Source organism: Stenotrophomonas sp. 89682_Sma, assembly GCF_056481405.1.
The window spans coordinates 2,366,259-2,392,270 of sequence record NZ_CM151147.1 but is presented as its reverse complement, the minus strand read 5'-3'; the positions used below and the strand labels follow the sequence as shown (position 1 = coordinate 2,392,270).

The following is a 26,012-nucleotide window of genomic DNA, read 5'->3' as shown; positions in this document are numbered from 1 at the left end:
GTCCTTGCCGAGGGCGCTGCGGTTGGCATGAAGCCAGCCGCCGTGCCTCCGGCAGGAGGGGTCAATCCAACCGCTCGATCAGTACATCGCCGGCCCATGCGCGTACCTGCGCCGGGTCCAGCCGTCGTGCGTCACCGCTTCGCAGCCGGCTCATCGAGAACGCGGTCGCCAGCCGTGCGCAACCGGCCAGATCGATGGAGGGATCCAGCATCGCGGCAGCGATGCCGGCGACCATGGCGTCGCCCGCACCGACCGTGCTGCCCTGGGCCAGTCGCGGCGGTCGTGCGACCAGCGCGCCGCTGCGATCAATGAACAGCGCGCCGTCGGTGCCCATCGAGATCGCTACCAAAGCGACCCCGCGTTCGACCAGGGCCTGGCCAGCGACGCGCAGAGCGCTGCGATCCAGCAGCTGCGTGCCGGTCCAGGCCTCCAGCTCCTGGCGGTTGGGCTTGACCGCGTAGGGCAGTGCACCCGCGGTGCCACTTAAGGCAGCGGCAAGCGCATCGCCACTGGTGTCCAGCAGCACGCGCGCCCCGGCGGCGCCGGCCTGCGCCTGCAGCCGCGCCCATGCATCAGCCGGCAGTCCGGACGGCAGGCTGCCGGACAGCACCACCGGCAGGCCAGGCAGCAGCAAGGCACCGAGCCGGCGCGACACGGCGTCCAGATCGGCACCGTCGAGTGCCAGGCCCGGCAGGTTGATGTCGGTGGTTTCGCCGTCTTCCTCGTCAACCAGCTTGATGTTGGTGCGGGTGCTGCCCGGAATACGCAGGCAGCCATCCACGATGCCGCGCGCCGAGAACAACGTGCCGAACACACCGTCGTTGCTGCCACCGAGCACGCCCAGTGCCGTGGTCGGCACGCCCCAGTCGGCCAGGCAGGCGGCCACATTGATGCCCTTGCCACCCGCATCGTCGCGGCTGCTGCGCGCGCGGTGCACATGGCCCGGCCGCAGGCTGGCCAGCCGCACGGTCTGGTCGATTGCCGGGTTCAACGTGACGGTGACGGCGCGGGCATTCATGCACCTGCTCCATCGAGGGCGCGCACCTGCTCGGCGGTTTCGCAGTCCAGCGCGGCGTTGGCCAGCCTCTGCAGATCGGCCAGTGCAGTGCCGCGCAGGCGTGCTTTCACCGACGGGATGTCGTTCGGGGTCATCGACAGTTCGTCTACGCCCAGCCCTGCCAGCAGCATCGCACCGAACGGATCGCCAGCCAGGCCGCCGCAGACACCCACCCAGCGCCCCTGCGTGCGTGCACCTTCCACCGTGGCGCGGATCGCGCGCAGCACGGCCGGATGCAGGCTGTCGGCTTCCGCGGCCAGCTCCGGGTTCTGGCGGTCGATGGCCAGCACGTACTGGGTCAGGTCGTTGGTACCGATCGAGAAGAAGTCGGCGTGGCGCGCCAGCGCATCACTCTGCGCTGCGGCGGCCGGGACTTCGATCATGATGCCGATCGGCACGCCGGGTGCGTCCAATTCGGCGCGCAGGCGCTCGCAGATGGCGCGCAGAGCGACCAGCTCAGGCACCGAGGTGATCATCGGGAACATGATGGACAGCCGTGCACCGTCCCTGGCTGCGCGATACAGCGCACGCAGCTGCGGTTCCAGAAGATCCGGACGGCGCAGCAGCAGGCGCGCGCCGCGTACGCCGAGGAACGGGTTTTCCTCGCGCGGCAGCTCCAGGTGGGCGACCTGCTTGTCGCCACCGATATCGAGCGCGCGCACGATCAGCGGACGGCCGTCCAGCGCTTTGGCCATCGCCATGTAGGTCGCGTACTGCTCGTCCTCGCAGGGCGTGCTGCCGCGTTCGAGGAACAGGAATTCGGTGCGCATCAGGCCGACAGCTTCCGCGCCCTGTTCCAGCGCCAATGGCACCTGCTCCGGCAGGTTCACGTTGGCGCCGATGTCGATGCGATGGCCATCGGTGGTCTGCGCCGGCTGCGCACGCTGTGCAGCTTCGCGCGCGCGGATCTGCTGCTGCTCGGCGATCCAGGCGCGTGCCGAAGCAAGATCCGCCTCGGAGGGCGACAGGTAGAGCCGCCCGCTGCTGCCGTCGATGATCGCCTCGCGGCCGGCCTGGATCGCCAGTAGTTCGGCACCACCGGCAACCAGCGCCGGCAGGCCGAGCGTGCGCGAGAGGATTGCAGTGTGTGAAGTGGGGCCGCCCAGTGCGGTGGCGAGGCCGAGCACGCGGTTGGTGTCGAGGTTGGCGGTATCCGAGGGCGACAGGTCGGCGGCAAGCAGGATGCACGGCTGCGCCGGCAGATCAGCCAGGCCGCCGCCGGCCGCAGAAGGGTCAAGCTGCGCCAGCACGCGCCGGCCCACATCGCGCAGGTCTGCAGCGCGCCCGGCCAGCACCGGGTTGCCCAGCGCCGCCAGCCCGGAGGCGATCTGCTCGATGGCCTGGTGCCAGGACCACGCAACGCCGTGGCCTTCAACCATCAGCTGGCAGGTGCGGGTAATCAGGTCGGTGTCGTCAAGCAGCGCAGCCTGCGCCTTGAAGATTGCTGCATCCGAGGCGCCAAGGCGGCGCTGGGTATCATCCTGCAGCGCGGCCAGCTGCTGGCGAGTGCGGCCGAGTGCATCCTGCAGGCGTGCGCCGCCCTCGCCGAGCGGGGCAGGGCGATCGGCAACGTCGGCCTGCGCGCTGGCCAGTACATGGACCGGGCCGATGGCCAGCCCGGGGCTGGCGCCGATGCCGGCGATTGCCGCCTGCGCTTCGGGCGGATTCCAGCCCGCGACCGGCGCCACCTTTCGCTGTGCTGCACGCTCCGCATCGGCCTTTTCCTGCGCCACCAGCCCGTCCATGACCTTACGCAGTGCGGCCAGCAGTGCGGGGGCATCGGCGCCTTCGGCAGAAACACTCACGGCATCGCCTTCGCGAAGCCCAAGCTGCAGCAGTGCTACCAGACTCTTGGCATCGGCTGCCTGATCGCCCGCGCGTACCTGGGCACGGGCCGTGAAGCCCCGCGCCGTTTCGGCCCAGCGCGTGGCCGGGCGCGCGTGCAGCCCGCTGGGGTAAGCGATGGACCATTCGAAGCGCTCGGCCAGGTCCGTCACCGGTAGGTGGGCGACAGTGACGGTCGCATCACTGGCCAGCGCATTGACGATCTCGCCCGCATCGGCGGTGGTGAACAACCGCTGCAGCGCCGGCTCGTCCTGGATCAGACGGGTCAGCCTGCGCAGCAGGGTGATGTGGGTATCGGACTGGGCGGCAATGCCAACCACCAGGCGGGTGACCTGGCCCGGGTTCCATTCCACGCCTTCCGGCAGCTGCAGCACCGCAATGCCGTCGTGGCGCACCAGGTGGCGGTCCTCGCCGAGCCCATGCGGGATGGCCACGCCATGGCCGAGGAACGTGTTCGCCAGCGCTTCGCGGCGCCCCATGCTGGCCTCGTAGCCCGGCGCCACGCAGCCTGCGGCGACCAGCATCTGGGCCACCTGGGCAATGGCATCGGTCTTGTCCTGTGCCCGCGCGTCCAGGCGGATCAGTTCCCGGCTGACGGGGGAGGGAGGGGGCAGGGGCGACAAGGCGGGCTCCGGGAAGGGGTGGCTGAAGCTTATTGGGAACGTTCCCACTCCGCATTTCAATGTGCACTGCACAAAAAGCCAATAGTCCTTTGGCGTTAGCATTGTCCTGAACGGCCATCCGGCCATGAACAGCGCACGTTTCCGGGAACGTTTCCAATGAGCATCAGCATCAACGACGTCGCACGCGTGGCGGGGGTATCCAAATCCACGGTGTCACGGGTGCTCGGCGGCGGTCCGGTCAGCGAGGACGTGCGCGGCAGGGTCGAGCTGGCGATCCGCCAGACCGGCTATCGACCCAACCTGCAGGCCAGGCGGTTGCGCTCCCGGCACACTGGCATCATCGGTCTGATCGTCGCGGACATCCGCAATCCCTTCTTCACGGCGCTGATCCGCGCGGTGGAGGAGGTGGCCTATCGCGAAGGATTGCGCGTGACCCTCTGCAACACCGACGAGGAACCGGAGCGGGAGGCACTGTATCTGCAGCTGATGCACGAAGAGCGCATCAGTGGCCTGATCTTCGCGCCGACCCGGACCACGGTGGGCCGGCTCGAACGGCTCACGCTGGACTATCCGACGGTGCTGGTGGACCGCGCCGCGCCCGGCGGTTCGATCGACAGCGTGGTACTCGACAACCCGGCAGCGATGGCGGGCCTGGTCGAGCATCTGGTCGAGCGCGGCTATCGCCGTATCGGCGGATTGTTCGGCAGCACCAGTACCACGGCGGCCGAGCGTCGCGACGGCTATCTCGCTGCGATGCGCACGCATGGGTTGGAACCGGACTACCGCGAGGTTGAACCCACGGCCGAAGCCGCCATCGCGACGGTCGAGCAATGGCTCGCCACGCCATCACGCCCCGAGGCCCTGGTCACCAGCAACAGCCTGCTGTTGATGGGCGCATTGAAAGCCGCCCGTAGCGCAGGGCTGGCGATTCCAGACGCGTTGGCACTGGCCGGCTTCGACAACGAACGCTGGACCGAGCTGGTCGAGCCGGGCATCACTGTGATCGAGCAGCCGGTCGAGGAGATGGGGCGGGCCGCGATGTCGCTGTTGCTTGAACGCCTGCGCACGCCGGAGCTGCCGGTGCGCCGACTGGTGATGACGGGCCGGTGCGTGGCCAGAGGGTCGACGGCTGCGCGATAGCTCGACGCCCGATCGCGGCGAACCCTGAGAGCGACGTTCGGGTGTTGGCGGGCCAACCGTTGTCTGTTACAAGCCATCTGTACACGCAGACACGATGGGGGATCGCTATGTCAGAGCCTTATTCAGCGCTGCTCCGCCTGCAGCTGTGCCCCGAAGATCTCTCCAGATGGCTGGCCGCGCCCGTGCCCGCAGCATCCCGATGGTCCGACTGGCGATGCATCGCCGGGCAGTGGCTGCTGGGCAACGGTGAATACCTGGCCTCTTCAAGCGACGAGGCGTTGCATCACCTGCTTGCGGACTGCCAGGCGCTGCTGGCCCGCTACCCCGACAATCGCGCCGCATTGAACGCTTTCCTGGCCTCTGCACAGGCTGAGAACATCCAGGTTGCCGCCTATGACCGCAGCAGCACGCACTTTGTTGCAGGATCGCTGACCTATTCGGAAAGCCTCTACGATCTCATCGCGTTTCTTGCTGTGGCACGAAGCGCCGCCGACTTCCTGAAGGCAGGTGACCAGGGGGTGGCGCTGATCCACGACTATCTCTGGGCCGAGGACGATGAGCGGGAGACCATTGCCGCGATTGCGCTGGTAGGCCACGGCGAATCCAGCTTCCTGTCTTCCACGGACCTGGATACCGCCACCGCATCCTTCGAGACATTGGTGGAGGCCATGCTGGAAGACCAGGACGACCCGGAGTTTCATCCGCGCAACCAGCTCGATCGACTTTGACCCTCGCTGCGTGGAACCCGCAGAGACGACCACCAAGGACCCCGACATGAAAGGACATCACGCCCCCCACGCGCGCCGCGGCATGCGTTGGCTCCTCGCACTGGGCCTCTGCGTCCTGGCGGGATCCGCCCTTGCCGGAACAACGCAACCGGCACGCACCTGGCTTGTCAGTGGAGCCGAACTCATTACCCTGCTGCAGGGCAAAGGCGCTGATGGCTTCTGCGACGGCGATCAGTGCCGAAGCCTGTCCAGCGCTCGCGCCAGCGTCTATATCCAGGGCGTTGCCGATGCCAGCCACGCCCAGTGGTGTGGCCAAGGCCGGATTCTCCCGCACGAGTTGGTTGACCGGGTCGCTTCACATCTTCGACAGCTGCCCCAGGGGAGACTGCAGCAGGATGCTGCACCCTTGGTCGTCGATGGCCTGAGGGCGGCCTTTCCCTGTGATTGAGGGGCATGACCCAGTAATGCCCGAAGTGTGTCGGCCTCCTCCGCGGAGAGGTCCGCGCCCTTCGTGGAGCCCTCTCTGTTCCGCCTGAAGCTGGAGCCGAAACAGTGAAGACACGCACACGATTGGCGAGCGCGGAAGATCTTGAACAGGTCGCTATGCTGTTCGACAGGTATCGCCAGTTCTACGAGCAGCCCGCAGACCTGCCATTGGCAAGGCAATTCATGCATGCACGCCTGTCAGAAGGCTCTTCGCTTGTACTGGTGGCCGAGGCAGATGGGGGCGGCCTTGTCGGGTTCACCCAGCTGTACCCGCTGTTCGACTCCATCAGCGCACGCCCAAGCTTTGTACTCTATGATCTTTACGTCGACAGACCAGCACGTCGTACTGGTGTTGCCCGCACACTCATGATCAACGCCGTTGAAGAGGCACGAGGACGCGGCGCAGCGCGCATCGAGCTGCAGACGGCGAAGGACAACGCGGCTGCCCAGGCGCTCTATGAAGGTCTCGGATGGCAGCGCGATGATGATTTCTTCATCTTCGCCATTCATCCTTGATTGCCGTATCCGCCGCGCTTCGGATCGCCGAAGGACTCAGGCGACCATAGCAGAGGCAGCACGCCCTTCGAAGGCGTGCCGTGCTGGTTAGCGGGGATCAGTGAGTGATGGGTGGTGCGCCGTCGTTTCCCATCACACGCTGCACGGCCTCCCGCAATCGCTCGACATGGAAAGGCTTGGCAACGAAGGTGGCGCGTCGATGGCGCAGCGGCACCAGCTGGTCGTACACCGCAGAAACGAACAGATAGGGGATGCCGAGTTCAGCCAGGCGATCGGCGACGGGGAAAACCACACCGTCACGAAGCTCCACATCCAGAACGGCACCGTCGAATCGCTGCGTATCCAGCAGCCCCAATGCATCGAACACGCTGTAGGCGTGTGTTACCTGGCCACCGCCCTCTTCAAGCGCCTGTTCCATGAGGGCAACAAGGTCCAGTTGGTCTTCCACCAGCAGCAGACTGTATCGATTCCGCTGGTTCATATCGGGTTGCATTGGCACATGCCTGCGTTGCCATCGGAGCTGCAGTGTGTCCTGTGCTGCATCAACGCGACGCGTGTGGGTTGTCAGCCCGGTGTCGAAGCGGCCCCGCCTCTCGATGCCGTCCACGTCGTGTGGAAGGTGCCACGGGATGTGTTGACGGCGTCTTGGCGAGCGCTATGGATACTGCCGCCGTCCCCTGCACTGGAGTGTCCGCCATGCGCCGATCCCACGCCAACCCCGCTTCGCCACGTGTACTGCGTGTGGAGTGCATGCCCCTGGACTGCGGAGGCGCTGCCGTCGTGGTAGAGCTGGACCGCATCCCTGAACGGGCGTGGATGAAGTCATTGAAGCGGGCACTACAGGCCGACGATCTCTTCGAGGGCACACAAGCCAAGTTCGACGGACGTTTCGTTTACATCGTGGGCGTCGAGGGCAGCGAGCATCGTGCGCAGCATCGGGTGGTGCAGGCGCTTGAAATGCCGCAGGCAATGGTCAGTACGTCGCGCTCACGCATTCCGGTGGCGGACGCGCGGCATGCCTGCACGGTTGACGCTCAGGTTGGCCATTGATTCCAGATGGGCGCGCTCATGCGTAGCGCATCGACGGTCACCCGTGGCAGAGCGGGCCGCCCACTCCCACGGGGCAATCCGTTGTATTGTGGCCAGTGCTCGCAGCGCCCATCAGCGAGAGGATGTTCAGGTGAACGCTTCCATGCTCCCAAGAATCGTCGGCTTCGATGTCCCGTTGCTGCACGAGCGTGTAGACGCATCCACCGACGAGGCCATCACCGCGCTGCTGGATCTGGCGCCAGGCGCCCGCTGGACAGAGATGTTCCTCATCAAGTGCAGAGCCCTGGCGTCCCAGCTCCAGCTGGCGGATGTTCGCATTGAAGGCGCCAGGATCTATTTCTACGGATCCATCAGCGATTCCCGTGGACTTGCCGACGCGGTGATCTCCATTGTCCACGTACTGAATGATGAGTTGATGCGCGAGCGGAATCACGCGGCTGGCCGCGCCTAGGCGCAGCCAAGCAGGGACCAGCATCGATCGGCGATCTCTGCTGCCCCAGGGTGGCCGCGCAGGCTCGATCGCTTCGCAAGCCTGCCGTGCAGATCGTCGATCCATGCCGACCGGGTGCCGTGCGGATCTCTCACATAGATATCGCAGGCAAGCCGGATAACCGGCGCCACTTCGTAGCGGAAGCTCATCGCGGGCAGGGCGCCCAGGTTGAACGCGACTTTCCAGTGGGCCAGCTCGCGCTCGACGTCGACAAGGTGCCTGCTTCTTCCCTGGATCATGGCGTTACCCCTTTTTGAAACCTCACTGTACACACTTGTTGCTGCGAGCCTGTTCATGACAGTCGTTCATATGGGGCGCTTCCCCGTACGTTCCCGTAACGGCGACACGCCCACAGTCAATCGGCAGCAGACTTGCTGCGGCGGAGAATCGAAATGAACAGCGTCCCCGAACAGAACAGGAATGACCGCTCCAATGCTTCTTCTGAAGAAGAACAGCCCGCACAGCAGGGGCAGGTCGAGGGGGGCGAGCCCGGAGGGGAGGAGCCTGGCAAGCAGGGACAGCAACAGCAGCAGGACAACAAGGATCGCGAGAGCCCAAAGCCAGCGGATGAGAAGAAAGGCGGTCTCGGCGGCGATACACGCCGCTGAGAAAGAGGGAGGGGCCGCGCGCCGCGCGGCTGCTTCCGTTGCAGACAGGGAGCGTGCATGTCATCGCAGAGCCAGGCGATCAGTCTGATGACCAAGATCATGTACCAATGTCGTCCGGAGAGAACCACGACAATGGCGCAATGCCGTTGCTGCCACGCACCCAGCCCTGGCGGGATGGAATGCGCACGATGCCTGACCGGAAGGCTCGGCGACATGATTCACAATCGCGGCGCAGCATTCAGCTGGCTGGACTCATTCCGCAGGGTCCAGCAGGACGAAGCACACGTGTTCGAATGCGCAAAGCGCGTCGATGCGGCATCTCCCTAGGCGTCGCATCCGGACCTGACATCGCGCAAGCGTATGCTCAAGTCATTCAGGAGCAACGCGATGACTTTTCCGATCTGCATCTACGATAGAACGGGCACGGGGCTCCGGCTGCCCGCGGGATGGTGGATCGACCTTCAGTCCGATCTGCCTGCACTGGTGAAGGGTGCCGCGCGCATCGACCTTCCGCGATCTTCAAAGGACGAGCACCCACGATTGGATCCTGAAGTTCTCAGGGATCTCTTCCGGCGCAATGGAGGCTCGCAGTGGCTAGGTTGAATCCAACCCAGTCCCTGGGAGTGCGCTGGCTGTTCTTTCGCCTTCGCAACGGGCAGTCCATCAGCCCCGCGAGGCTGATGTCTGTCTGGTCCGAGGCGGCTGAATCCAACGACTGCGCCGTGCGCCGCGAAATCATCGCCGGCGCCGGGTACGTCTATGCCTTGTACGCGCCCAACAGCCTTCTTTCACCCAGGCGCGTGGAGCTGCGCATGAGAGCGCTGCTGGAAGAGGCCGGCTTCGCCTTCACGATGGGCAGCCTGGCGGGGCGGCGTCCGGGCGAAGGCTGAGGCGCGGCGCTCGTCAGTCTGGCTTTGGATCAAAGAGCGCCATCATCCGTTCACGGCGGCACTGCTCAAGCCAGTGGTGCCATATCTCCACCTCGTCCATCAGCCCTGTTGCACCGCATGCAGGGCAGGTGAGCGTCGTGCCCAATGGACTCGACTGAATGCCGGCGTCCTCGGTCATCGAAGAACGCAGGCCGCAGCTCTTGCAGGTTGATCGCAACTGATCAAGGCGAACGATTGCGCCATTGCGCGCAAGAAGGGGCAGGATAGCGTGGATCCGGAAGGCATTGGGAGGATGCATGGCCGTGTCGTCTGAGGCTGGACACGGGAGCAAAGGATTCTGCGCCGGAGAAGAGCCGTGAGGGCGCAGTGTCCTCCGTTGGAGGTTAACCCTTCATCAAAGTGCGGAACGCGCTCCATCGTTGGCCTGAAATCCCACGGCCGCAATCGTTCACTGACGTGGCAGCCGAAGCTCATCCGGCGCCGGCCCTGCTTCTGGGCAGGAAGGGCTCCGCCATCCCAACGGAGCCCCCCGGTCACTCACTTTTCCTGCAGGAACGTCAGCAGGTCCTGGTTGACCCTGTCCTTGTGGGTGTCGGTCAGGCCATGCGGTGCACCCGGGTAGACAATCAGCCTGGCGCCCTTGATGAGCTTTGCCGATTGGCGACCTGAGATATCGATCGGCACGATCTGGTCGTCGTCACCGTGGATGACCAGCGTGGGCACATCGAACTTCTTCAGGTCCGCGCGGAAATCGGTGGCCGAGAACGCGGCGATCGAATCGTAGGTGTTCTTGTGGCCGCCCTGCATGCCCTGCGCCCACCACGCATCGATCAGCCCCTGCGACACCTTCGCGCCCGGGCGGTTGAAGCCGTAGAACGGGCCCGACGGGATGTCCTTGTAGAGCTGCGCGCGGTTATCCAACTGTGCCTTGCGGATGCCATCGAACACTTCGATCGGCAGGCCGTTGGGGTTGTCGGCGGTCTTCAGCATGAACGGCGGCACCGAGCTGATCAGCACGGCCTTCTTAACTCGCCCGGTGCCATGCCGGCCGATGTAGCGCGCCACCTCGCCGCCACCGGTAGAGAAACCCACCAGGGTGACATCGTGCAGGTCCAGCGTATTGATCACCGTGGCCAGGTCATCGGCGTAGTGATCCATATCGTTGCCGTCCCACGGCTGGCTGGAGCGACCGTGACCACGACGGTCATGCGCGATCACGCGGTAGCCATGATTGGCCAGGAAGAGCATCTGCGATTCCCAGCTGTCCGAGTTCAACGGCCAGCCGTGGCTGAAGGTCACGACCGGGCCGTCCTTCGGACCCCAGTCCTTGTAGTAGAGCTGCACGCCGTCGGCGGTGGTGATGTAGCTGGCGGTGCGCGCGATGGCGGTGACCGCCGCCGGCCTGGCCGGTTCGGCGGCCTGCGCGGACAGGCCGGCCTGGAGCGAAAGGGCGAGGGTGGCAATGGCCAGTGAGCGGGCGAAGGCATTCATGCGGGAACTCTCATGGGTGGGTGGTGAGGCGTACTTTGCGCCCGTAATCAGGCGTCCGGGTGATGCACCGTCCGGATTTCTTGATAGATCGTCTTGCACGGATGTGCGCGCACGAATCGCCTGCCATCGCCTGTTGACGATGTAGAATGAGCGTTCTACCTTGTGGTCATGAGCAAGGCCACCACCGACACCCAACAGAAGATCCTGGCCACGGCCGAGGCACTGATCTACCAGAACGGGATCCACGCCACCGGCATGGACCTGCTGGTGAAGACCTCTGGCGTGGCGCGGAAGAGCATTTACCGCAACTTCGAGAACAAGGACGACGTGGCCGCCGCTGCGCTGAGGGCGCGCGACGTCCGTTGGCTGGCCTGGTTCCGGCAGGAGTGCGACAAGGCTGATACCCCGGAAGCACGCATCCTCGGCATGTTCACCGTGCTCAGGGATTGGTTCCAGTCCGAGGGCTATCGCGGTTGCGCGTTCATCAACACCGCGGGCGAGGTCGGCGACCCTGCCGATCCGATCCGGGAGATCGCGCGGAACCACAAGCAGAAGCTGCTCGATTACACGCTGGAACTTGCCGGGCAACTTGATGTGGAGCAGCCGGCGGCATTGGCCCGTCAGCTGCTGGTCCTGATGGAAGGCGCCATCACCCTGTCGCGCGTGATGGGTGATTTCAGCGCCGCAGACACCGCGAAGGATGTCGCGAAGCTGTTGTTGGAACATTCCAAGCGCTAGCGCCTGAGTACGCCAGATCGTTTGAAGCAACTCGTGTATCCATCTCGATTGGAGGTCTCCCCGTGTCCGCTGAACAACCCCGTCCGCCGCTTCCTCCGTTCACCCTTGAATCGGCCACCCAGAAAGTGCGTCTTGCCGAGGATGGCTGGAATTCCCGCGATGCCGACAAGGTGTCGCTTGCCTATTCGCTCGACACCCAGTGGCGTAATCGTGCCGAGTTCACCAACGGCCGGGAAGAAGCCCGGCAGTTCCTGGTACGCAAATGGAACAAGGAGCTCGAGTACCGCCTGATCAAGGAGCTCTGGGCCTTTACCGAGAACCGTATTGCGGTTCGCTACGCGTACGAATGGCACGACGACTCCGGCAACTGGTTCCGTTCCTATGGCAACGAAAACTGGGAGTTCGGAGAGGACGGCCTGATGCAGTGCCGCTTCTCGAGCATCAACGACTTACCGATCAAGGAAAGCGACCGCAAATTCCATTGGCCGCTGGGGCGTCGCCCGGATGATCACCCGGGGTTGTCGGAGCTGGGTATGTGATTCCCGCTGAGGCGCCATCCGAAGCGCGCTCAGGTACGATGGGGCGGCCGGCATCTGCGCCGGCCGGGGCAGGGGTGAAATGGACATGCAGGCAGGGGGCGGATTCGATCCGCTGGCAAAGACCGATTCGCAAGAACTGACATTCCACTGGCTTTACCAGCGTGTGCAGGGGCTGGCCGAATCGATGGGTTCCGCTCACTGTTACTTCTCCGTTCGTCACGGCATGCCTCGTGGTGGAGCTCAGTAGTTTCGTTGTGGCCGGCCTTCTTGCGGCCCACAGGGGTGTATCCGCCAGTTCAGCCAGCCGCGGCTCTCGCACGCCCAGGAAATGGACACTGAGTTCGCTCATTGGCAAGTCGTGATTACTGACCTCCGCTGCTTCCCCAGGGTCGAGCGCGAGCGGCGACTCAAGTTCGTCAGCACCTTGCGCACCAACATGGTGGGCTGGATGCTGATCGGCCTGCGCACCCGCCTGGACACTTATGTCGCCCTGCTTGAGGGCTCCATGCAAGAACCCGAACCGGACGTGGTAGCGCCCTTGTAGAGCCGAGCCATGCTCGGCTATTCCGTCACACATCGCGCCCCATCAGGTACTCCACCAGCGAGAACCCCCAGCATCCGATCCATCAAAACGGGCTCCGGCACGCCAGCAAGCACTTGTTCCAGGTAGTCCAATGGCTGCAGCTGCCGTTGCAGCAGCGCCCGTAGCTGCAGAACTTCGGGCGCTCGCTGTTCCACATCCAGTGTTGCCTGCATCAGCAAATGCTGAGAGCGCCTCTCCAGCCACAGCACCGAAACGCCTCTGCAGAGAATCTGGAAAGCGCCGTCTTCATGCCGTTCGACGAACTGGAAGCCATGCCTCGGCCGTGCCTCGACGAACTGGATCGCCTGGCGACGCAGCTGCGAATAGCGCTCACCGGAGATGCTCTTGAACGCGAGAGGCGAGGGCATGGGGCGCGCCGACAACTGACGCTGTGCCGCAACCAATGAGGCGATGCACAGTGCCACGGCCGCCCAGCGGTGCCACGCCACTCAGCCCTCCGGCTGCAGGCGCGCGCTGGCGTGCGCGGCGAGTCCTAATCCGGCCATGATCAGACCCTCCATCACCCGTGGGCCGACGTATTGCTCTAGCTCGCCATTCTCGCGGGCGCGCTGCGCGGCCAGCAGGATCTCCAGCACCACGCGCAGGCCCGCCAGCGAGCAGTCCGTATCAGCCAGGGCCAATCGCCGGCCGGGCATCTGGTGGCGCTCTGGCCACGGCTGGCCATCGGAGCCGACGCCGGAACCGATGCTGTGCAGCAGGGCGATGAGCGTGTTCGGGTCCAGCGTGGAGCCGTTGGCGGGCGCGTCGTGGATGGGGTGCGGGGCAGGGGAGTGAGGCTTGGTCATGGCTGGGCTCCTTGCGTGCAGGCAGAAGCCGCCACCGATAAAGGTGGCGGACGATGCGTGGTTCGAAACCCGGTGTTCGCTGAACCGGCAGGCACAAGGCCTCCACGCACCGCCCGCCATAGCCGGCCGACGGATTGCCAGCCGGCACCACACAGGGTGATGCCGGCTGGCAAGCGTTTTACTTCAGCGAACCACCGGGGTTTCGAATCCCGGCCACCCGTTTCCGGTGGCACGCAAAGGAATACGCCCGGTTGTGCGCGACGCCAATGCAGTAAGGCTGATGCCGACATCACTTTCAACATTTTCAGAATCGTTGCATTCGGCGCAACGGGAACGGATCCTTGCGCTGCAACGCTAACGGCGATGTTGGCGATGGATGCCCGCGGACTGTCGGCATCCACCCACCGGGGCCATAAGGGAGGCGGATGCGACAGTTTTGCCAGGGGCTATCAGGCGTCAGTAACCCTTCAACGCGGCTTTGGTCCGCTCCAGCCATGCGGCATTGTGGCTGCGCGCGTGGCGCGACCAGTGCTGTGCGTCGTCGATGATGCTGGCGAACAAGCTGCGGGCCTGCTCGCGGTCGGCAGGCTGCGGCTGCGCCATCAGCCATTCTGCGTACAGGCAGCGGGCGGCCGCATCGTTTCCGCACTCCACTGCGCGCTCGAACGCGGCACGGGTGCCTGGCGCATGGGTGGCCGCCAGTGCCTGCGCATAAAGCAGGGTCTGTTCCGGCTTGCGGCGCACATCCGGGTGGCGGGCGAACAGGCCATCCAGCGTTTCAGACGCGAGCGCGGGCTGCCCGGAATCAAGGCGGGCACGCGCCAGGCCTGTCAGGATGTAGGGATCGTCGCCCAGTGGCGAACTGGCCGCCTGCTCAAGCAGGGTTCTGGCTTCCTCGGCCTGGCCGGCATCCAGCAGCGTCATGCCCAGGCGAACTCGGTTCTGCACGGTAGGCGTGCGCGCCAGTTCGGCGCGAGCGTTGCGCAGGTCCTGACCCGGGTCCATGAGCTGCTTGGCGGAGCGGATGGCCTGACGGGCGCCGCGCGAGTTGCGGGCTTCCGGGAAGTAGATCGCCAGGAAGTAGACGACGCTGCCGAGCAGCGGGAACGAGAAGAGCAGGATGAGCCAGTAGAGGCTCTGGCCCGAGCGGATGGCGTGCACCGCGAAGTAGATGGCTGCCAGTACGTGGAGTCCGATTCCGATATAGGGCATGTTTGCCGCCTCGTCCGTGTGAGGGCTGGAACTATAGTGGGGGTGGGGTGGGGCGCCAATGGGGTGGGGTGAATGGGCGTGACGCGTCACGTTAATCGAATTAAATCCTGCCGCGCGACTCGCGATAAGGGATGTTTATCGGGGTAGGGTAAGGGCCGCTCCCGACTCAAAGCGGGCATTCGCCTGCTTGTTGGATGGAATGTCGCATGGACCCACCCCTTGCATCTCTGCAATCTGAATCGCCTAGGGTTCCGTAGACACTTCGGAGCCATAAACTATGGCGTATGAATCACGGACAGAGGGATGGAAAGGTCGCTATGAATCAGCAGAACGCATACGAAAATTGGGAGCCAAGAATCCAGCAGGGACTCGCTCGGTGCGACCAAATGCTTGCCAATGGAGAAGTGGGAGCGGCGATAGCTCACTTGGAAAGTTTGGGGCTCGCGAGTGAGGCTGATACAAAGATAATAGGCGTCCAGATGTTGCACGCCGCCGGCTTGCCGGAGCAAGCGTACAGAGAGGCCAAGCGTTTAGTGCTTCCGGCTAACCCCGATCCAGAAGCACTGCTCCGGTTGGCACATGTGTGTGCAGATGCTGGAGCCGATTCTGATGCGAAGAGCTTCCTGGACCGTGTAGTCGATGAAGCATTCCCGGTGGACTCGCTGTACATTGCTTCCCGCATCGCTGAGCGAATCGGCGCGGCGGTTCTTCAGGCTCATTTCGAGTCGCGCATGATTAATGAACACCCTTCCTACACTGGCGTCCAGAACCTCGTCTGGCAGCGGGCGTTGGCCGAGGGTCGCTTCGCCGAGGCAGCGATGGCACTCCACCCTGAGTTCATGAATTCCCGTGAGACCCTTTTCCGTCTGCAGCAGCTGGCAGATGCAGACTCACCTGATATCGAGTCAATGGTAAAGCTGGCCGACGAGTCACCGGGCAACCTGGTGTCGCTCGCTATTGCTCGATATCTGCTTGCAAGAGGGGAGGTCGTTGCCGCGATCGACGTCGCACTTCGCCTTGTCGGATCGGAGAAGGATGAGGAAGTCAGAGAACTGTTGGCAGTTCTCGACGCATTTCTGCTGAGGAGGGGATCAATTGAGTTCTCCCAGGTTGAGCCCAAGATTGTGACGATAATCAAGGGGATCGTTGGCTACTTGGCCGTGCGACCCGAGCGAGGCTACGTCCGACAGGGCTTGATAGAGCTGCTGTCTGTTGAGCGAAGTGGTGACACTGGTCTACCACTGATCCTGACGGTTGCCTTCGACCTCGTCGGTGAAGGGGGGCTGTTCCTGGGGCCAGAGATGTTTCCGGCCTCTGGTTCGATAGACGCGTTAATGAAAAGCAATATTCCACAGACCTGCATGCAATGGATACGGGAGCGCAAGCCGTGCATCCCGGGCAAGACCAAACTCCCGAGCGAGTTGATCACGATTGATCCAGACGTGTGCATGGCATCCATATGCGAGCTGATGAATTCAGGCGAGATAGAAATTGAGTCAGGCGAGGACGTCGATGACCTGAAGAGCTGGCTTCTTATTGGTTGCGGCGTAGCCCCCCACACAAGTGCGCCTGATTTCACAACTGTGTTGTTCCGGGTTGCAATGACGAGGTTGGTCAACGCTGGATACCCGCAACACGCCCGAGATCTCTGCGATGAGATGCTCTCACAATGTGGTGAATCACGTTCGAAGGCCCAAGCTGCATGGTTCACCATGGCCGATGTCTACAGTCGCCTTCAGGATCGTCGAACCAGTCTGGTTGCTTTTGTATGCGCCATCGCCGGTCCTAACATCGGGCAGACACCGCTGACTAGCTTCAATGAGATCAATCTCTGGGTTAGATTGCTTAGAGAGTCGGGGCTTCTTGATCACGCTCTGCACGCGCTGGATACCTCCAACATCGCTTTGAAGGCTGGCGGGACCTACAGCAAAAATCGTCATCAGCAGGTCCACATCGGGCTATCGATTGAGCTTGAAATGCTCGTGCACGATGTTCAAGCGCATGTTCATAAGCTCCCTGATCTTCTCCGGCGTGCATCTGCCGCGGCCCAAGAGGCGCTGGAGAGAGGCGAGGAGGGGGTCCAGGCGCTGACCTTGCTTGGACAGCTTATCAATCTCGCGAAGACCTTCGACGTTGACATCCCTAGTGAAGCAGTTCAAGCGATTAGCGTTGTGGCTGCCAATGCCTTCTCATCAAAGCCGTTCGTCGAATCGTTGATGGACAGCGGGAATCCTATTGCCAACCTTTGGACGTTCTATCGGTCAGCAGAACCGGCAAAGTTTGCTAGCGATGCCGCCTACGATTCAGCAAAAATTATAGTCTCCGCCAGGATGGTGTTGACACTCGCACGCGATCGGGTGGAGCCCAGCGAGCTTCTGCTGCCTTTTGAACTTTTGGCTGACAGTGGCGTCGCCGCCCCGGGATGGACGCAACATCCGAGGCCCCCTCATGCATTCGGCACCGCTTCGGAGATTATGGAAGTAGCTGAGCACCTGCGCGAGCGCGGGATAGCTCTGGTGCTGGCTGCCTTCGACAACCGCGGTCAGCTGATCTCGCTTAGGTATGAGGCAGGTCAGTTCAAGCTTGTGGAAGAGTCTGCTTTCAGCTACGAAGGCTTCAAATACTGGTCCAGGACGTACCCGTATGACTACTGCAAGGACGTAGGGCGCGAGAGTTGGCAGAAGGAAGACGCGATGCAACGGTCCTTGGCCGAGTGCAAATGGGAGACTCTCCCATCTTGCGCTACCCTTTTCGTAATGGAGGCAGAGCTGCGTTCGATGCCAAGCACCCTGCTTTGGACCGACGACGGCTTCTTTGGCGCCTCTCAACCTGTTGGTGCGGCACCGTCCCTAGCTTGGCTCGCGGAGTCGTTCAAACGACTTTCTAGCCCCGAGCCGCGTCTGAACGCCTGGATTTCCAACGCCGGCGATCAGTCACAGACCCTCAACGTGCTGCTTGGCTATCTGCAGGGGGAGTTTGAGGATCACGGGGTGGCATTGGATACCAGCAACCAACCGCCTGCCGAGCTGGCTGGCTCGGACCTGGTGTTTATCGCTGCCCACGGACAAGTGTCCCCCGAGGGCAAGTACTTCCATACCTTGAATGACGAGGGGTCGCTGAAGGTCCCGGCGGATGTGGTCGCAAAAGCTGTCCGCAACTCGCGTGTGGCAGTGTTGTTTGTTTGCAGCGGCGGCCGCTCAGACAAGGTACCTGACGCCAACACCACCAGTGGTTTGGCCAAGCAGCTTCTATCCATGGGGTGTTCGACGGTCATCGCCTCTCCATGGCCCGTTGAAGCCATGGTTGCGGCTAGCTGGGCCCCGAAGTTCCTGAAGCATTGGAAGTCAGGCAAGACCGCCATTCAGGCCTGCCATGACACGAACAAGGAAATAAGCGGCGATCCTTCTCGGACTTTGGCAATGAACCTGTATGGCGATCCCTGCCAGACATGGGCCTAGTCTTGTGACTTGAAAGTTCACCCGGTGGTGCTGGAGGGCGTCCATAGCGGCCGGACTGATTGGTCTCCCCGAAGCATGCGTCCCTGGCCGGCGAATTTGCCCGGCCAGGGACGTGCCGGTCGCAAGTGGCCGCGCCTTGCGGATCTTATGGACGAGAGCGGACATCGGGGAGGGCAGGGGATTAGGGAGATTTATCGGGGGTAAGGGGGGGCAGGTGTTGGTCGAGAGCGGACATCTGGCAACGTCAGCTGGTGAGGGGAGGGCAAGGCCTTGCAGCCTTGTGTTCAACTGTTTGATGAGAGTGCGGCTCTTCTTAAAGGGAGCTTGTGGCGTGTCCTACGCGTCAGCCTCTCTGGGGCACAAGTTCTGGCGTAACCGAGCACACAACGAGTCGGTTCGAACCTCGCGTCAGCGCGACGTAGAGATGCCGTGCATCCATGCTCTCCGGAGACGGTATCACTGCTACCTCTGCCTCGAGTCCCTTAAGCAGCAGCGTGCTGCCAATCGCACGACGAGGAAGGGGGCGACTGTCGTGACGGTTGCGCTCTCGCTCACGCTGGGTGGCAGCCGAGAACTCGCAACTACCCCCTCCGGCCATCTGCAGAGCGCGCAGGCAGCCATACAGAACGTCCGGACGATACACTCGCGCATTGTCCTGCTGCGCCAATGCACGCAACGCGTCTGCTGCCAGTAGAAAGGTCGGCGTAGCTGCGAAGGCGGCCAGGGCTGTTTCGGCCGGCGTTGGTGGCGTACGCGCGGCACCCCTTCGCAGGATGTCCAATCTAGGAAGGAGTGTGGCAGCACCGACCTGCGTCATAGTTTCTGAAGCGAACTGCACCAGTTGCCTCACGGCGTCGGGCGCTTCCGGAGTGAAGGCGACACCAAAGCTCGTGAGGTCCGCGAGATCCACGGGCTCGACCGCGGTGGCCCCAGGGGTCTGGCTGGCCATCTGCCGTCGTCCACGGGGATTGCGACTGTCTCCGATGACCAGGACTTGGCCATCGGGCGTTACCGAGCGCGTCAGTGCCGCAGTTAGGCGCTGTCGATCGGCGATGGCGGGCTCCAACTGAACCCAAGTGACCTCGGGCGGCGCCGTCCGCAGATCGACATTGCCGTCGGCTTGAAGAACACGCCTGCAGTCCAGCAACCAATGGCCGAGCTGCGGGGTGCACGCATTGATCCACCTCCAGGGCTCGTTGAGTTCACCGATTGGAGGAAATTGCTGCAGCACCTGGGCATTCCAGTCGACCAACTGGTTGCCGCGGAAGCCAAAGATGGCCTGCATCGGGTCACCGAGCACGCATGTCGGCAGCACGGTAGCCAGTGCCGTGACCAGGCCATGCTGCACCAAATTGCAGTCTTGGTATTCGTCGACGATGAGGTGGCTGTACGTGGCTGCCAGCGTGTCGCTGAGGTGCTCGCCTTGCGCCAAACGGTGCGCGGCCAAGCGGATGGCGGGATAGTCTGCGCCGGGATTTCTCAGCTCGAGGGTTTCGGGCGGTATACCGCTGCGACCTGGGAAAAGACTCACCAAGCGCATGGCAAACCCATCGAGCGTGGCGAGTCGATACGTCGATGACGGGATCCGGGCGCGCTGCATGCGGAGCCGCAACGTGGTCACCCCAGCATTGGTGTGCGTAAGGATGAGCACGGGCTTGGGGCCCGTGTGTCGGACCAGTGTGTCGGCAATGATCTGTGTTTTCCCGCAGCCGGCGGGCGCCGTTATGGCGCCAAGTCGGTAGGCCAGCAGGTCATGTTCAGGCATACGCCCACCCATACAGCCTGTTGATCAGGGCGGCAAAGCCTGCTTCTACGTTCTGAAGATGCGGGCCTACGATATCTCGGGATAGGTCTTCGAACTTGGTCAGAGACTTGAACCACCCGTTCTTGCGATTGCGCGACGTCAACCCAAGGGCTTGGCGTACCTCGATGGTGTACGGATTGCCGGCAGCGCGCATCTCACGAATGCCTGCCAGTGTGATCGCCCCTTGCGAATGCGTCTGAATATGGGCGGCCACCAGTTCTTCGTCGAGCAGCTCAACGGCCCGCTGCAGCAAGGCGTCAATGGCCAAATCAGGCAGACTGAGGAATAGCTCGTCTTCAAGGGCACGCCCATGCCGCCAGGTCATGGTTTCACCTCCCTGCTGCGTATAAGCCTGGACGACTGCATCAGTCGGCGCCTTATCTGCGTCGACCAGAACCAGCACTCGGTACCCCAGACGTCGCAGAGCCAGGCCGCGAACGAAGCAACGGTCGGGCTCACCACCGCCGACGTTCACATATGCTGTGCCTGCCGCCAGCATCGAATTTCCATAGTGGGTAGTCCAGTAGCAATCCAAGCCGCGTATAAGTCCGACTTCACTTGCCCCTTCGCATACGATGACGTTGCGCGCCAGGAATGCCTCAGGGTCAACGCGGACGGTGCTCTGAACATCATCACCACCGCCGACCTGCTGAACGTAAGTCACTTCGTCGGCATACTTTCGGACTACAAATATCTGGTATCCACTGAGCTCACGCACTGCAACTGGCGAATGCGTTGTCATGAACACCTGTAACGGAGCTGGGGTTTCCTTAGCACCCAGTGAATTCAGTAGCCGCGTGAGCCGGTGAGGCTCAAGGCCGTACTCCACCTCATCGACCAACACGATGGATGCTCGTTGGGCGGCTTGGCGCTGCAGTCCGGCCACCAACAGCCTGGAGGAGCCTGTGCCAAGAGCACGCAGTGGCACCCCGCTCGCGTCGTGCAGGGAGATTGCACCATCTCCTATCGAGACCGCTTGGGCATCAAGCAGCGCTTGGACCGGTCCGCCGGTGGGGACACCAAGGCTTACCGCCGTCTTGGCTACGGTCTGCAACGTATCACCCAACTGTGCGCCAGCTTGGTCGCCGAAGTTAAGCCGTGCTTCGCGGGCGGCCCGAGCCAGCTCCGCGGTCAACTCGGGGCGTTCCTCCGATAGCCGATTGAGGACGGAATTGCGATTCCACGACAAGTTGGAGCTGGCGTAGGTGCCGAGCCGGGCCGGCGCCAAGGCGACCCGCTCCTTCCATGCGATGTTTCGTTCCAGGCCCAGCACCTGCGCACGGGCCGAGACAAGTGTCCAGACTGGCTCAAGGTCACCCTGAACGGTAAGCCGAAGTACCAAGGCGGTCTCGGCATCTTGCCGCGGCTCTTCCTCCACGGCGCCAGTGATTCCGTCATAGCCCCGCAGGTAGTTTCCGTAGGAATCCAAATCCTTCAAGGCATCGGGCAAGGCCCCAAGGGTCAGCGTGATCTGGATGGGCTGAGCGACATCTAATCGATGAAAGTCGGTATCCCCGAACGACACGCTCCTCCGGGCGCCCAGACAGATATCGATGGCATCCAGTATCGTGCTCTTGCCGCTATCTCCAGGGCCAATCAGGCAGTTCAGTCCCGCCACTGGATACCAGGTCAGCGAACGGATGGACCTGAAGTTTTGGATCTCGACCTTACGAATCTGCACCATTCCCCCTCCTAGTCCGTATTGACCTCCGCCTCTCTCAGATAGGCTTCATATCGACAGAGGCCTGTCGTCTTTCATCGCCTCAGCCGTCGATTCGCGGCCGCGGAGGCATCTTCGTGGACAGCGTCGCGTTGATAGAATTCAGCGATCTGCTGCAGCATCTGGGAAACGAAGGGATGGCTGTACGCGAGAGCAGAAGCATGCCGTTCGTAGCTGGCGGCAAGATCGCGCTCCTGCTGACCACCTTCGCCCCGCCAAGTCACACCGCGACCGTTGTATGTGGCCAGCGACATGCCGCCGGCCATCGCTCGGGAACGAACATGTTCCAGTGCCTCGCGTATCGGCTCCGACGGCCAGACCCCGTCGGAGCCGATCTGCTTACTGTATAGAAGTTCACCAATCATCCTGTCGGCAGATTCGAGGCGACCGAACTCCTTCGCCAGACGGCGGGCTTCCTCTATCCACGCGATGAGGGCTGCCTCATCGACGCTGCCATCCGCTCGGGTACCGGGGAGATATCGGATGTGGGTGAGCAGGGAATGAGCACGGTTTGCCGTCGCAGTAGCGACTTCTTGGTTCTGGATCTTCCACTCGGCGGGATCCTCTCCATCGTCGACGCGCCGGTACAGATAGGAAAGGATCTGCACGTACAGCAGTGGTGACTTGGCCAGTTGACGTTCCAGGTTCGTAGCCTTGGCCTCGGCGTGCTCAATGGCGTCAATGAAAGTGAACTCAAGCGAGGCCATTGCGTCCTCAGTGATCTGCTTGCTGTCGTCCAGCATGCCAATCGCTGTCGCGATGCGGTGCGCGGACAGGGTATGCGTACCGGCCGGTTCGTCGCCGATCGTCGCTACGCTCCACAGAAGCGAGTAGAGATCCTGCGGTTGGATTTTTTCCAGGTCTATCGACACGAAATCGAACGCTGCGCGCGGCCGCTTGACATCGATCAGCCGTGTGATGGCGACCTGAAACTCCTCGGGGCTCTGTCCTTCCCAACGGGGCACAACGCCGGCCCAATATCGTTCGCGCAAGGGGACATCCTGGGCGTCGACGTGACGCCAGGTCGCTTCGTTGAAGGGCGCGGCCAGCAGCAGGCGAAGGATGCCGTCGATATCGTCGTCCCGGGTCAGGGCGAAGATGCCGTTGGCCATCAGGGCATCAAGATCGGATTGTTCGCGACCGTTGAGCACGCCCGAGATCGCGCTGTCGATCGCCCGCCCATGAGGTTCGTCCTCGTCCTTGACCAGGCGAAGCAGGACTTCAAGGCTCGTGTCGAAATCAATGATGGAGTGGGACAGGTACCATCCGGCAGTGGTGGCAGCGTTTCCAGAAAAGCACAGGCGAACGAATCCTTCGTATCCCTGCGTGTCCCATACTTCGTTCAGGGCCGCCACCCTCAAGGCACTGATGCGCTCCTCGCGCTTGCGGAAGTCGTAGTTATTGTCCTCCAAGTCCACGATGGATTCGTCGACCCAATGGTTCGCGAAAAGCCATTGATGTCGGACCACCACGTCCTGCGGTGCGAGCGATTCATAGGCGGCCCGCGACTTTGCTCGATTGCCAGTGGACATCTTGTGCAGCCGGCCGCGACGGGTATCGACATGACGCCGGATGCGCTCCCGCAGTGCGGCCATGTCCTCCTCGGAGGGGTCCGAGGCACGCCATGTGGCGATGGCCGACCACAATCGATCCGCGCGGTCTTCATCAAACCGGTGCACGTGCTCGACTAAGTCGCCCAGCGTATGGTGGTCGTGATGCGGCCAGTCGATCGCGAGGTCGATGGCTTTGATCAGGAACTCCCGATTCTCCTTTCCCTGGTTGGCCCTGCCTGCGCCGATGCCTTCGCTGCGCCACCGCGGTCGCGAACTGCCGCTGGCATGGTGCGTGTTGAGTTGCGCGAGGCATATGCGCCAGCCGATCTTCGGATTCCGGCGGCACAACCGCTCGAGCGCAACAGTACGCTGTTGTGCGTTTGCCGCGGTCTGCGGCATCCACCAGAGAAAAATGGCCTTCAGGCTTGCTTCGGGCTTGTTGCTGATGTTGTCAGTAATTTCGATGGTGGAGAGCGTGGCCAGGATATCCACGACCCGAGGCATGCGTTCTGGATCCCAAGCCAGCGACTCCAGCGCCCACAGCAACCCTGTGCGCGGGCAACTCGAGAACAGGGAATTACCACCCGAGCCCATCAGTGCGTGGATCTTGGGTAGCTCACTGGCGAGGTCGTCCTCGACGATGTCTAGGAAAGCTTCGGGAGAGGCTTCCGCGTAATGCTGCAGATCGCGGCGTTGGGAGAGCCAAGTACGCTCGTTGAACGGCGTCAGAAGTGCGCGAACGAGAGCATCGACCTTGCCCCGGCAGTTGATGCCGAGCCGTTGCCCGAACAGCCTGTCGCCGGATACCGCCAGGAGCACGAGCGATTCGCAGATGCCGGCGCGCAAGGTTCCGGAGTGGTCGCGCGACTTGCCATAGAAAGAGGCGGCCCACTGCTCGTCTTCCGGCAAGTCCAGCGCGGGATCTGTTTCCGAAAGCACCGTCCTAGCGACATCGAAGAAGCGATCGATCATGCCCTTGGTGATGGCAGCACTGCAGGCCGTCAGAATGTCGACCTTCGAGACCACGCCGGCGACGTTGCCGGCTTCCCAGATCGGCGTTCCCTGCACCTGCCGCAGGTGGGCGAGGACTTCCTCCACGCGTTCGTAGTCCGTGCCGAACAGTGCCGCCAGCACCGCACGGTCAGCAGCCTTAGTCGTGACCCAAGCGCCTGCCAAACCCAGGCGAATGATCTGCGACGCCAGTGCCGGATCATGGCTCCAGCCGGGCTGGCGGATGGCAGGAATCGTGGATAACGTGCGGCGAAGGATCGTGGGGTATTGACCGGAGACGCGCTCCAGCCGATCGGCCTCGTGCTCGTCGATGCCCATCGCTTGCATGCCCTTCCGGAACGAGTCGTCGTCCAAGGCATCGAGCGCGATGTCGGCACGTTCGTCCAACGAACTGCGCGGCCGGATCAGGATGACGGGCTGGCTCCGGTACAGGCCGGCGATTGCCTCTTCGGCTTCCCGCGAGGTGACAACCGCGACGAAGTTGGAGGAGGCGCGCACCACCTTCTGCAGGGCGGCGGCGGAATCCACCACGATGCAGCGGCTGTCGAGCCTGGCCGTGGCGTGGTCCAAGGCTTGGGCAGCACAGTGAAGAAAGGCCAGCGCTTCTTCGCTCGATTCGGCGCTGATGACCAGCGGCCGGCTGGTCGGCTCGCGCAGCCAATCTGTGAGAATCCCTTTCGCCGTTTCGGCCTGTCCGGAAAACAGCTCCTTGCTTAGCCGGGGCTCAGCGGGATCGGCCCACTGGCTCCAGCAGCTATCAAGCGAACGCAGGCCTTCGGTACTGGCGCCAATTAATTCTGCGAACCAGGTTTGTGTGGCGACCGATTGTTCCAACCACTGTTCCAGATCTACGGCATCGAACACGCGCACATCGCGGAATTGCTTTTCGGCGCGCCGTGCCTTTTCCCATGCCTGCTTGCCGGGCCACTTCCGCGGTGTGACGAAAACGAACGTGGTGTTCTTGCGTTCTTCTTCCGGAACATGACGCGCGCGTGCGTCGTAGTCGGACTGGGCCTTGTGCTCCGGCTCGGCATTGCAGCCGAACTCCCAGCCGGAAACGCCGATGGGGATCCACGGCGTGGCTGCGCCTGCTTCGACATAACCGTCCCAGCCTCGGCGCTCGGCGTCGTCATACGCGGGGAAATCAACCTTGCTCAAATCGATGCCGGTCGTGTTCACCAGACGACGCAACAGCGCGGCTAGTTGCTGCCGTGGTTCGATCCTGCCCGAGGCCCAGGCTTGGATGTCGTGGGCACGGATCTGCAGGAAACTGCGTGCGTAGGCGCGGACCGGCATCTCTGCCTGTCGGTCGCGAGATTGGGCGTTCTCGATTTCGGCTTGGATCTTGAGGAGGTCTTCGCTGTCCGCGCCGAACGCACGCTGCAGGCGCAGGGCCATATCGGTGGAAAGCGAGGCATTGCCGTTGAGCAGCTTCGACAGCGTGGGGCGGCTAACACCCAGCACCTCGGCCGCAGCCTTAATCGTCACGTCTCCCGGCAGGATGTGGGTTTTGATGTATTCGCCGATGTGATCGGGTAGGAGGGGGCCAGCGGTCATGGGAGACCCTTGTGTAGCGCGTCGCGTTACACGCTACGCAGGCATTCCATCCTTGTCAACGAAGAACATTTGTCCTGGGAGGCCCAACAGCAAGACCGCAGGGCGCC

The 26,012-nt window shown here is 62.9% G+C and carries 24 protein-coding genes; 12 read left to right on the top strand and 12 right to left on the bottom strand.

Translation table 11 applies throughout. The features are described 5' to 3' along the window. Positions 1 to 61: 61 nt before the first annotated feature. A complete protein-coding gene (locus ACZK29_RS11090) occupies positions 62 to 1,018 on the bottom strand; it encodes a 1-phosphofructokinase family hexose kinase (RefSeq protein ID WP_478445979.1) in 957 nt (318 codons plus the stop codon). Beyond that, positions 1,015 to 3,525, bottom strand: a complete 2,511-nt coding sequence (gene ptsP / locus ACZK29_RS11085; protein WP_478447060.1) for a phosphoenolpyruvate--protein phosphotransferase — start codon at positions 3,523 to 3,525, stop codon at positions 1,015 to 1,017. Before ptsP ends, ACZK29_RS11090 begins: the two co-directional genes overlap by 4 nt. A 156-nt stretch (positions 3,526 to 3,681) precedes the next feature. Here ptsP and ACZK29_RS11080 point away from each other — a divergent pair, with 156 nt between their 5' ends. From ACZK29_RS11080 to ACZK29_RS11065, 4 genes are all read left to right on the top strand, one after another. Next, complete coding sequence (locus tag ACZK29_RS11080) at positions 3,682 to 4,665, top strand: LacI family DNA-binding transcriptional regulator (RefSeq protein WP_478447059.1); 984 nt, start codon at positions 3,682 to 3,684, stop codon at positions 4,663 to 4,665. A 107-nt stretch (positions 4,666 to 4,772) separates the two neighbouring features. Next, a complete protein-coding gene (locus tag ACZK29_RS11075; RefSeq protein ID WP_258392069.1) occupies positions 4,773 to 5,393 on the top strand; it encodes a hypothetical protein in 621 nt (206 codons plus the stop codon). Positions 5,394 to 5,439: 46 nt separating this feature from the next. After that, complete coding sequence (locus ACZK29_RS11070; protein ID WP_478447058.1) at positions 5,440 to 5,841, top strand: Rap1a/Tai family immunity protein; 402 nt, start codon at positions 5,440 to 5,442, stop codon at positions 5,839 to 5,841. A gap of 104 nt (positions 5,842 to 5,945) precedes the next feature. Further along, positions 5,946 to 6,395 carry a GNAT family N-acetyltransferase gene (locus ACZK29_RS11065; protein WP_258392071.1) on the top strand — a complete coding sequence of 150 codons (450 nt, stop codon included), beginning with the start codon at positions 5,946 to 5,948 and terminating at the stop codon, positions 6,393 to 6,395. A 97-nt stretch (positions 6,396 to 6,492) separates the two neighbouring features. On the opposite strand, the gene ACZK29_RS11060 is transcribed toward ACZK29_RS11065, so the two are convergent. Next, entirely contained in the window at positions 6,493 to 6,888 is a 396-nt protein-coding gene (locus tag ACZK29_RS11060; RefSeq protein WP_111112693.1) for a response regulator, read from the bottom strand. A 203-nt stretch (positions 6,889 to 7,091) separates the two neighbouring features. On the opposite strand from ACZK29_RS11060, the gene ACZK29_RS11055 reads away from it, so the two are divergent. Together ACZK29_RS11055 and ACZK29_RS11050 are read left to right on the top strand one after the other, a co-directional pair. Beyond that, positions 7,092 to 7,445: a hypothetical protein gene (locus ACZK29_RS11055; RefSeq protein WP_286075890.1), complete on the top strand. Its 354-nt coding sequence runs from the start codon at positions 7,092 to 7,094 to the stop codon at positions 7,443 to 7,445. Positions 7,446 to 7,575: 130 nt separating this feature from the next. Beyond that, entirely contained in the window at positions 7,576 to 7,896 is a 321-nt protein-coding gene (locus ACZK29_RS11050) for a hypothetical protein (RefSeq protein ID WP_258179404.1), read from the top strand. On the opposite strand, the gene ACZK29_RS11045 is transcribed toward ACZK29_RS11050, so the two are convergent. After that, entirely contained in the window at positions 7,893 to 8,231 is a 339-nt protein-coding gene (locus tag ACZK29_RS11045; protein WP_478448635.1) for a hypothetical protein, read from the bottom strand. The two genes, ACZK29_RS11050 and ACZK29_RS11045, sit on opposite strands and share 4 nt — an antisense overlap. Before the next feature lie 96 nt (positions 8,232 to 8,327). Here ACZK29_RS11045 and ACZK29_RS11040 point away from each other — a divergent pair, with 96 nt between their 5' ends. Then, positions 8,328 to 8,543 (top strand): hypothetical protein, encoded by a 216-nt coding sequence (locus ACZK29_RS11040; RefSeq protein WP_478447056.1) that lies wholly within the window; start codon positions 8,328 to 8,330, stop codon positions 8,541 to 8,543. Positions 8,544 to 9,133: 590 nt separating this feature from the next. After that, the gene (locus ACZK29_RS11035; protein WP_478447055.1) at positions 9,134 to 9,433 is read left to right on the top strand and encodes a hypothetical protein; all 300 of its coding nucleotides are present in this window, start codon (positions 9,134 to 9,136) and stop codon (positions 9,431 to 9,433) included. Positions 9,434 to 9,446: 13 nt separating this feature from the next. Here the strand turns inward: ACZK29_RS11035 and ACZK29_RS11030 are convergent, their stop codons facing one another. Both ACZK29_RS11030 and ACZK29_RS11025 read right to left on the bottom strand, forming a co-directional pair. Then, positions 9,447 to 9,731 (bottom strand): hypothetical protein, encoded by a 285-nt coding sequence (locus ACZK29_RS11030; RefSeq protein WP_478447054.1) that lies wholly within the window; start codon positions 9,729 to 9,731, stop codon positions 9,447 to 9,449. Positions 9,732 to 9,970: 239 nt separating this feature from the next. Further along, entirely contained in the window at positions 9,971 to 10,924 is a 954-nt protein-coding gene (locus ACZK29_RS11025) for an alpha/beta fold hydrolase (protein ID WP_478447053.1), read from the bottom strand. Positions 10,925 to 11,092: 168 nt separating this feature from the next. Between ACZK29_RS11025 and ACZK29_RS11020 the strand changes: the two genes are divergently transcribed. The 3 genes from ACZK29_RS11020 to ACZK29_RS11010 all read left to right on the top strand — a co-directional run bounded on the left by ACZK29_RS11020 (position 11,093) and on the right by ACZK29_RS11010 (position 12,745). Further along, a complete protein-coding gene (locus ACZK29_RS11020; protein ID WP_478447052.1) occupies positions 11,093 to 11,662 on the top strand; it encodes a TetR/AcrR family transcriptional regulator in 570 nt (189 codons plus the stop codon). 62 nt (positions 11,663 to 11,724) lie between these two features. Further along, positions 11,725 to 12,201 carry a nuclear transport factor 2 family protein gene (locus tag ACZK29_RS11015; RefSeq protein ID WP_478447051.1) on the top strand — a complete coding sequence of 159 codons (477 nt, stop codon included), beginning with the start codon at positions 11,725 to 11,727 and terminating at the stop codon, positions 12,199 to 12,201. 328 nt (positions 12,202 to 12,529) lie between these two features. Then, entirely contained in the window at positions 12,530 to 12,745 is a 216-nt protein-coding gene (locus ACZK29_RS11010) for a hypothetical protein (protein WP_478447050.1), read from the top strand. A 17-nt stretch (positions 12,746 to 12,762) separates the two neighbouring features. On the opposite strand, the gene ACZK29_RS11005 is transcribed toward ACZK29_RS11010, so the two are convergent. The 3 genes from ACZK29_RS11005 to ACZK29_RS10995 form a co-directional block, all read right to left on the bottom strand. Further along, positions 12,763 to 13,233, bottom strand: coding sequence for a hypothetical protein (locus ACZK29_RS11005; protein ID WP_478447049.1), 471 nt, complete (start codon positions 13,231 to 13,233; stop codon positions 12,763 to 12,765). Next, on the bottom strand, positions 13,234 to 13,590 hold the full coding sequence (locus tag ACZK29_RS11000) for a hypothetical protein (protein WP_478447048.1): 357 nt from the start codon (positions 13,588 to 13,590) through the stop codon (positions 13,234 to 13,236). Between the two features lie 456 nt (positions 13,591 to 14,046). Continuing rightward, a complete protein-coding gene (locus ACZK29_RS10995) occupies positions 14,047 to 14,802 on the bottom strand; it encodes a tetratricopeptide repeat protein (protein ID WP_106548505.1) in 756 nt (251 codons plus the stop codon). 317 nt (positions 14,803 to 15,119) lie between these two features. On the opposite strand from ACZK29_RS10995, the gene ACZK29_RS10990 reads away from it, so the two are divergent. After that, positions 15,120 to 18,260 carry a CHAT domain-containing tetratricopeptide repeat protein gene (locus ACZK29_RS10990; RefSeq protein WP_478447047.1) on the top strand — a complete coding sequence of 1,047 codons (3,141 nt, stop codon included), beginning with the start codon at positions 15,120 to 15,122 and terminating at the stop codon, positions 18,258 to 18,260. A 343-nt stretch (positions 18,261 to 18,603) separates the two neighbouring features. On the opposite strand, the gene ACZK29_RS10985 is transcribed toward ACZK29_RS10990, so the two are convergent. The 3 genes from ACZK29_RS10985 to ACZK29_RS10975 all read right to left on the bottom strand — a co-directional run bounded on the left by ACZK29_RS10985 (position 18,604) and on the right by ACZK29_RS10975 (position 25,905). Beyond that, complete coding sequence (locus ACZK29_RS10985; protein WP_478447046.1) at positions 18,604 to 20,025, bottom strand: UvrD-helicase domain-containing protein; 1,422 nt, start codon at positions 20,023 to 20,025, stop codon at positions 18,604 to 18,606. Further along, positions 20,018 to 21,748, bottom strand: a complete 1,731-nt coding sequence (locus ACZK29_RS10980; RefSeq protein WP_478447045.1) for an ATP-dependent nuclease — start codon at positions 21,746 to 21,748, stop codon at positions 20,018 to 20,020. The genes ACZK29_RS10985 and ACZK29_RS10980 overlap by 8 nt, the downstream gene beginning before the upstream one ends. A 71-nt stretch (positions 21,749 to 21,819) precedes the next feature. Next, a complete protein-coding gene (locus ACZK29_RS10975) occupies positions 21,820 to 25,905 on the bottom strand; it encodes a HigA family addiction module antitoxin (protein WP_478447044.1) in 4,086 nt (1,361 codons plus the stop codon). Between the last annotated feature and the right edge of the window lie 107 nt (positions 25,906 to 26,012).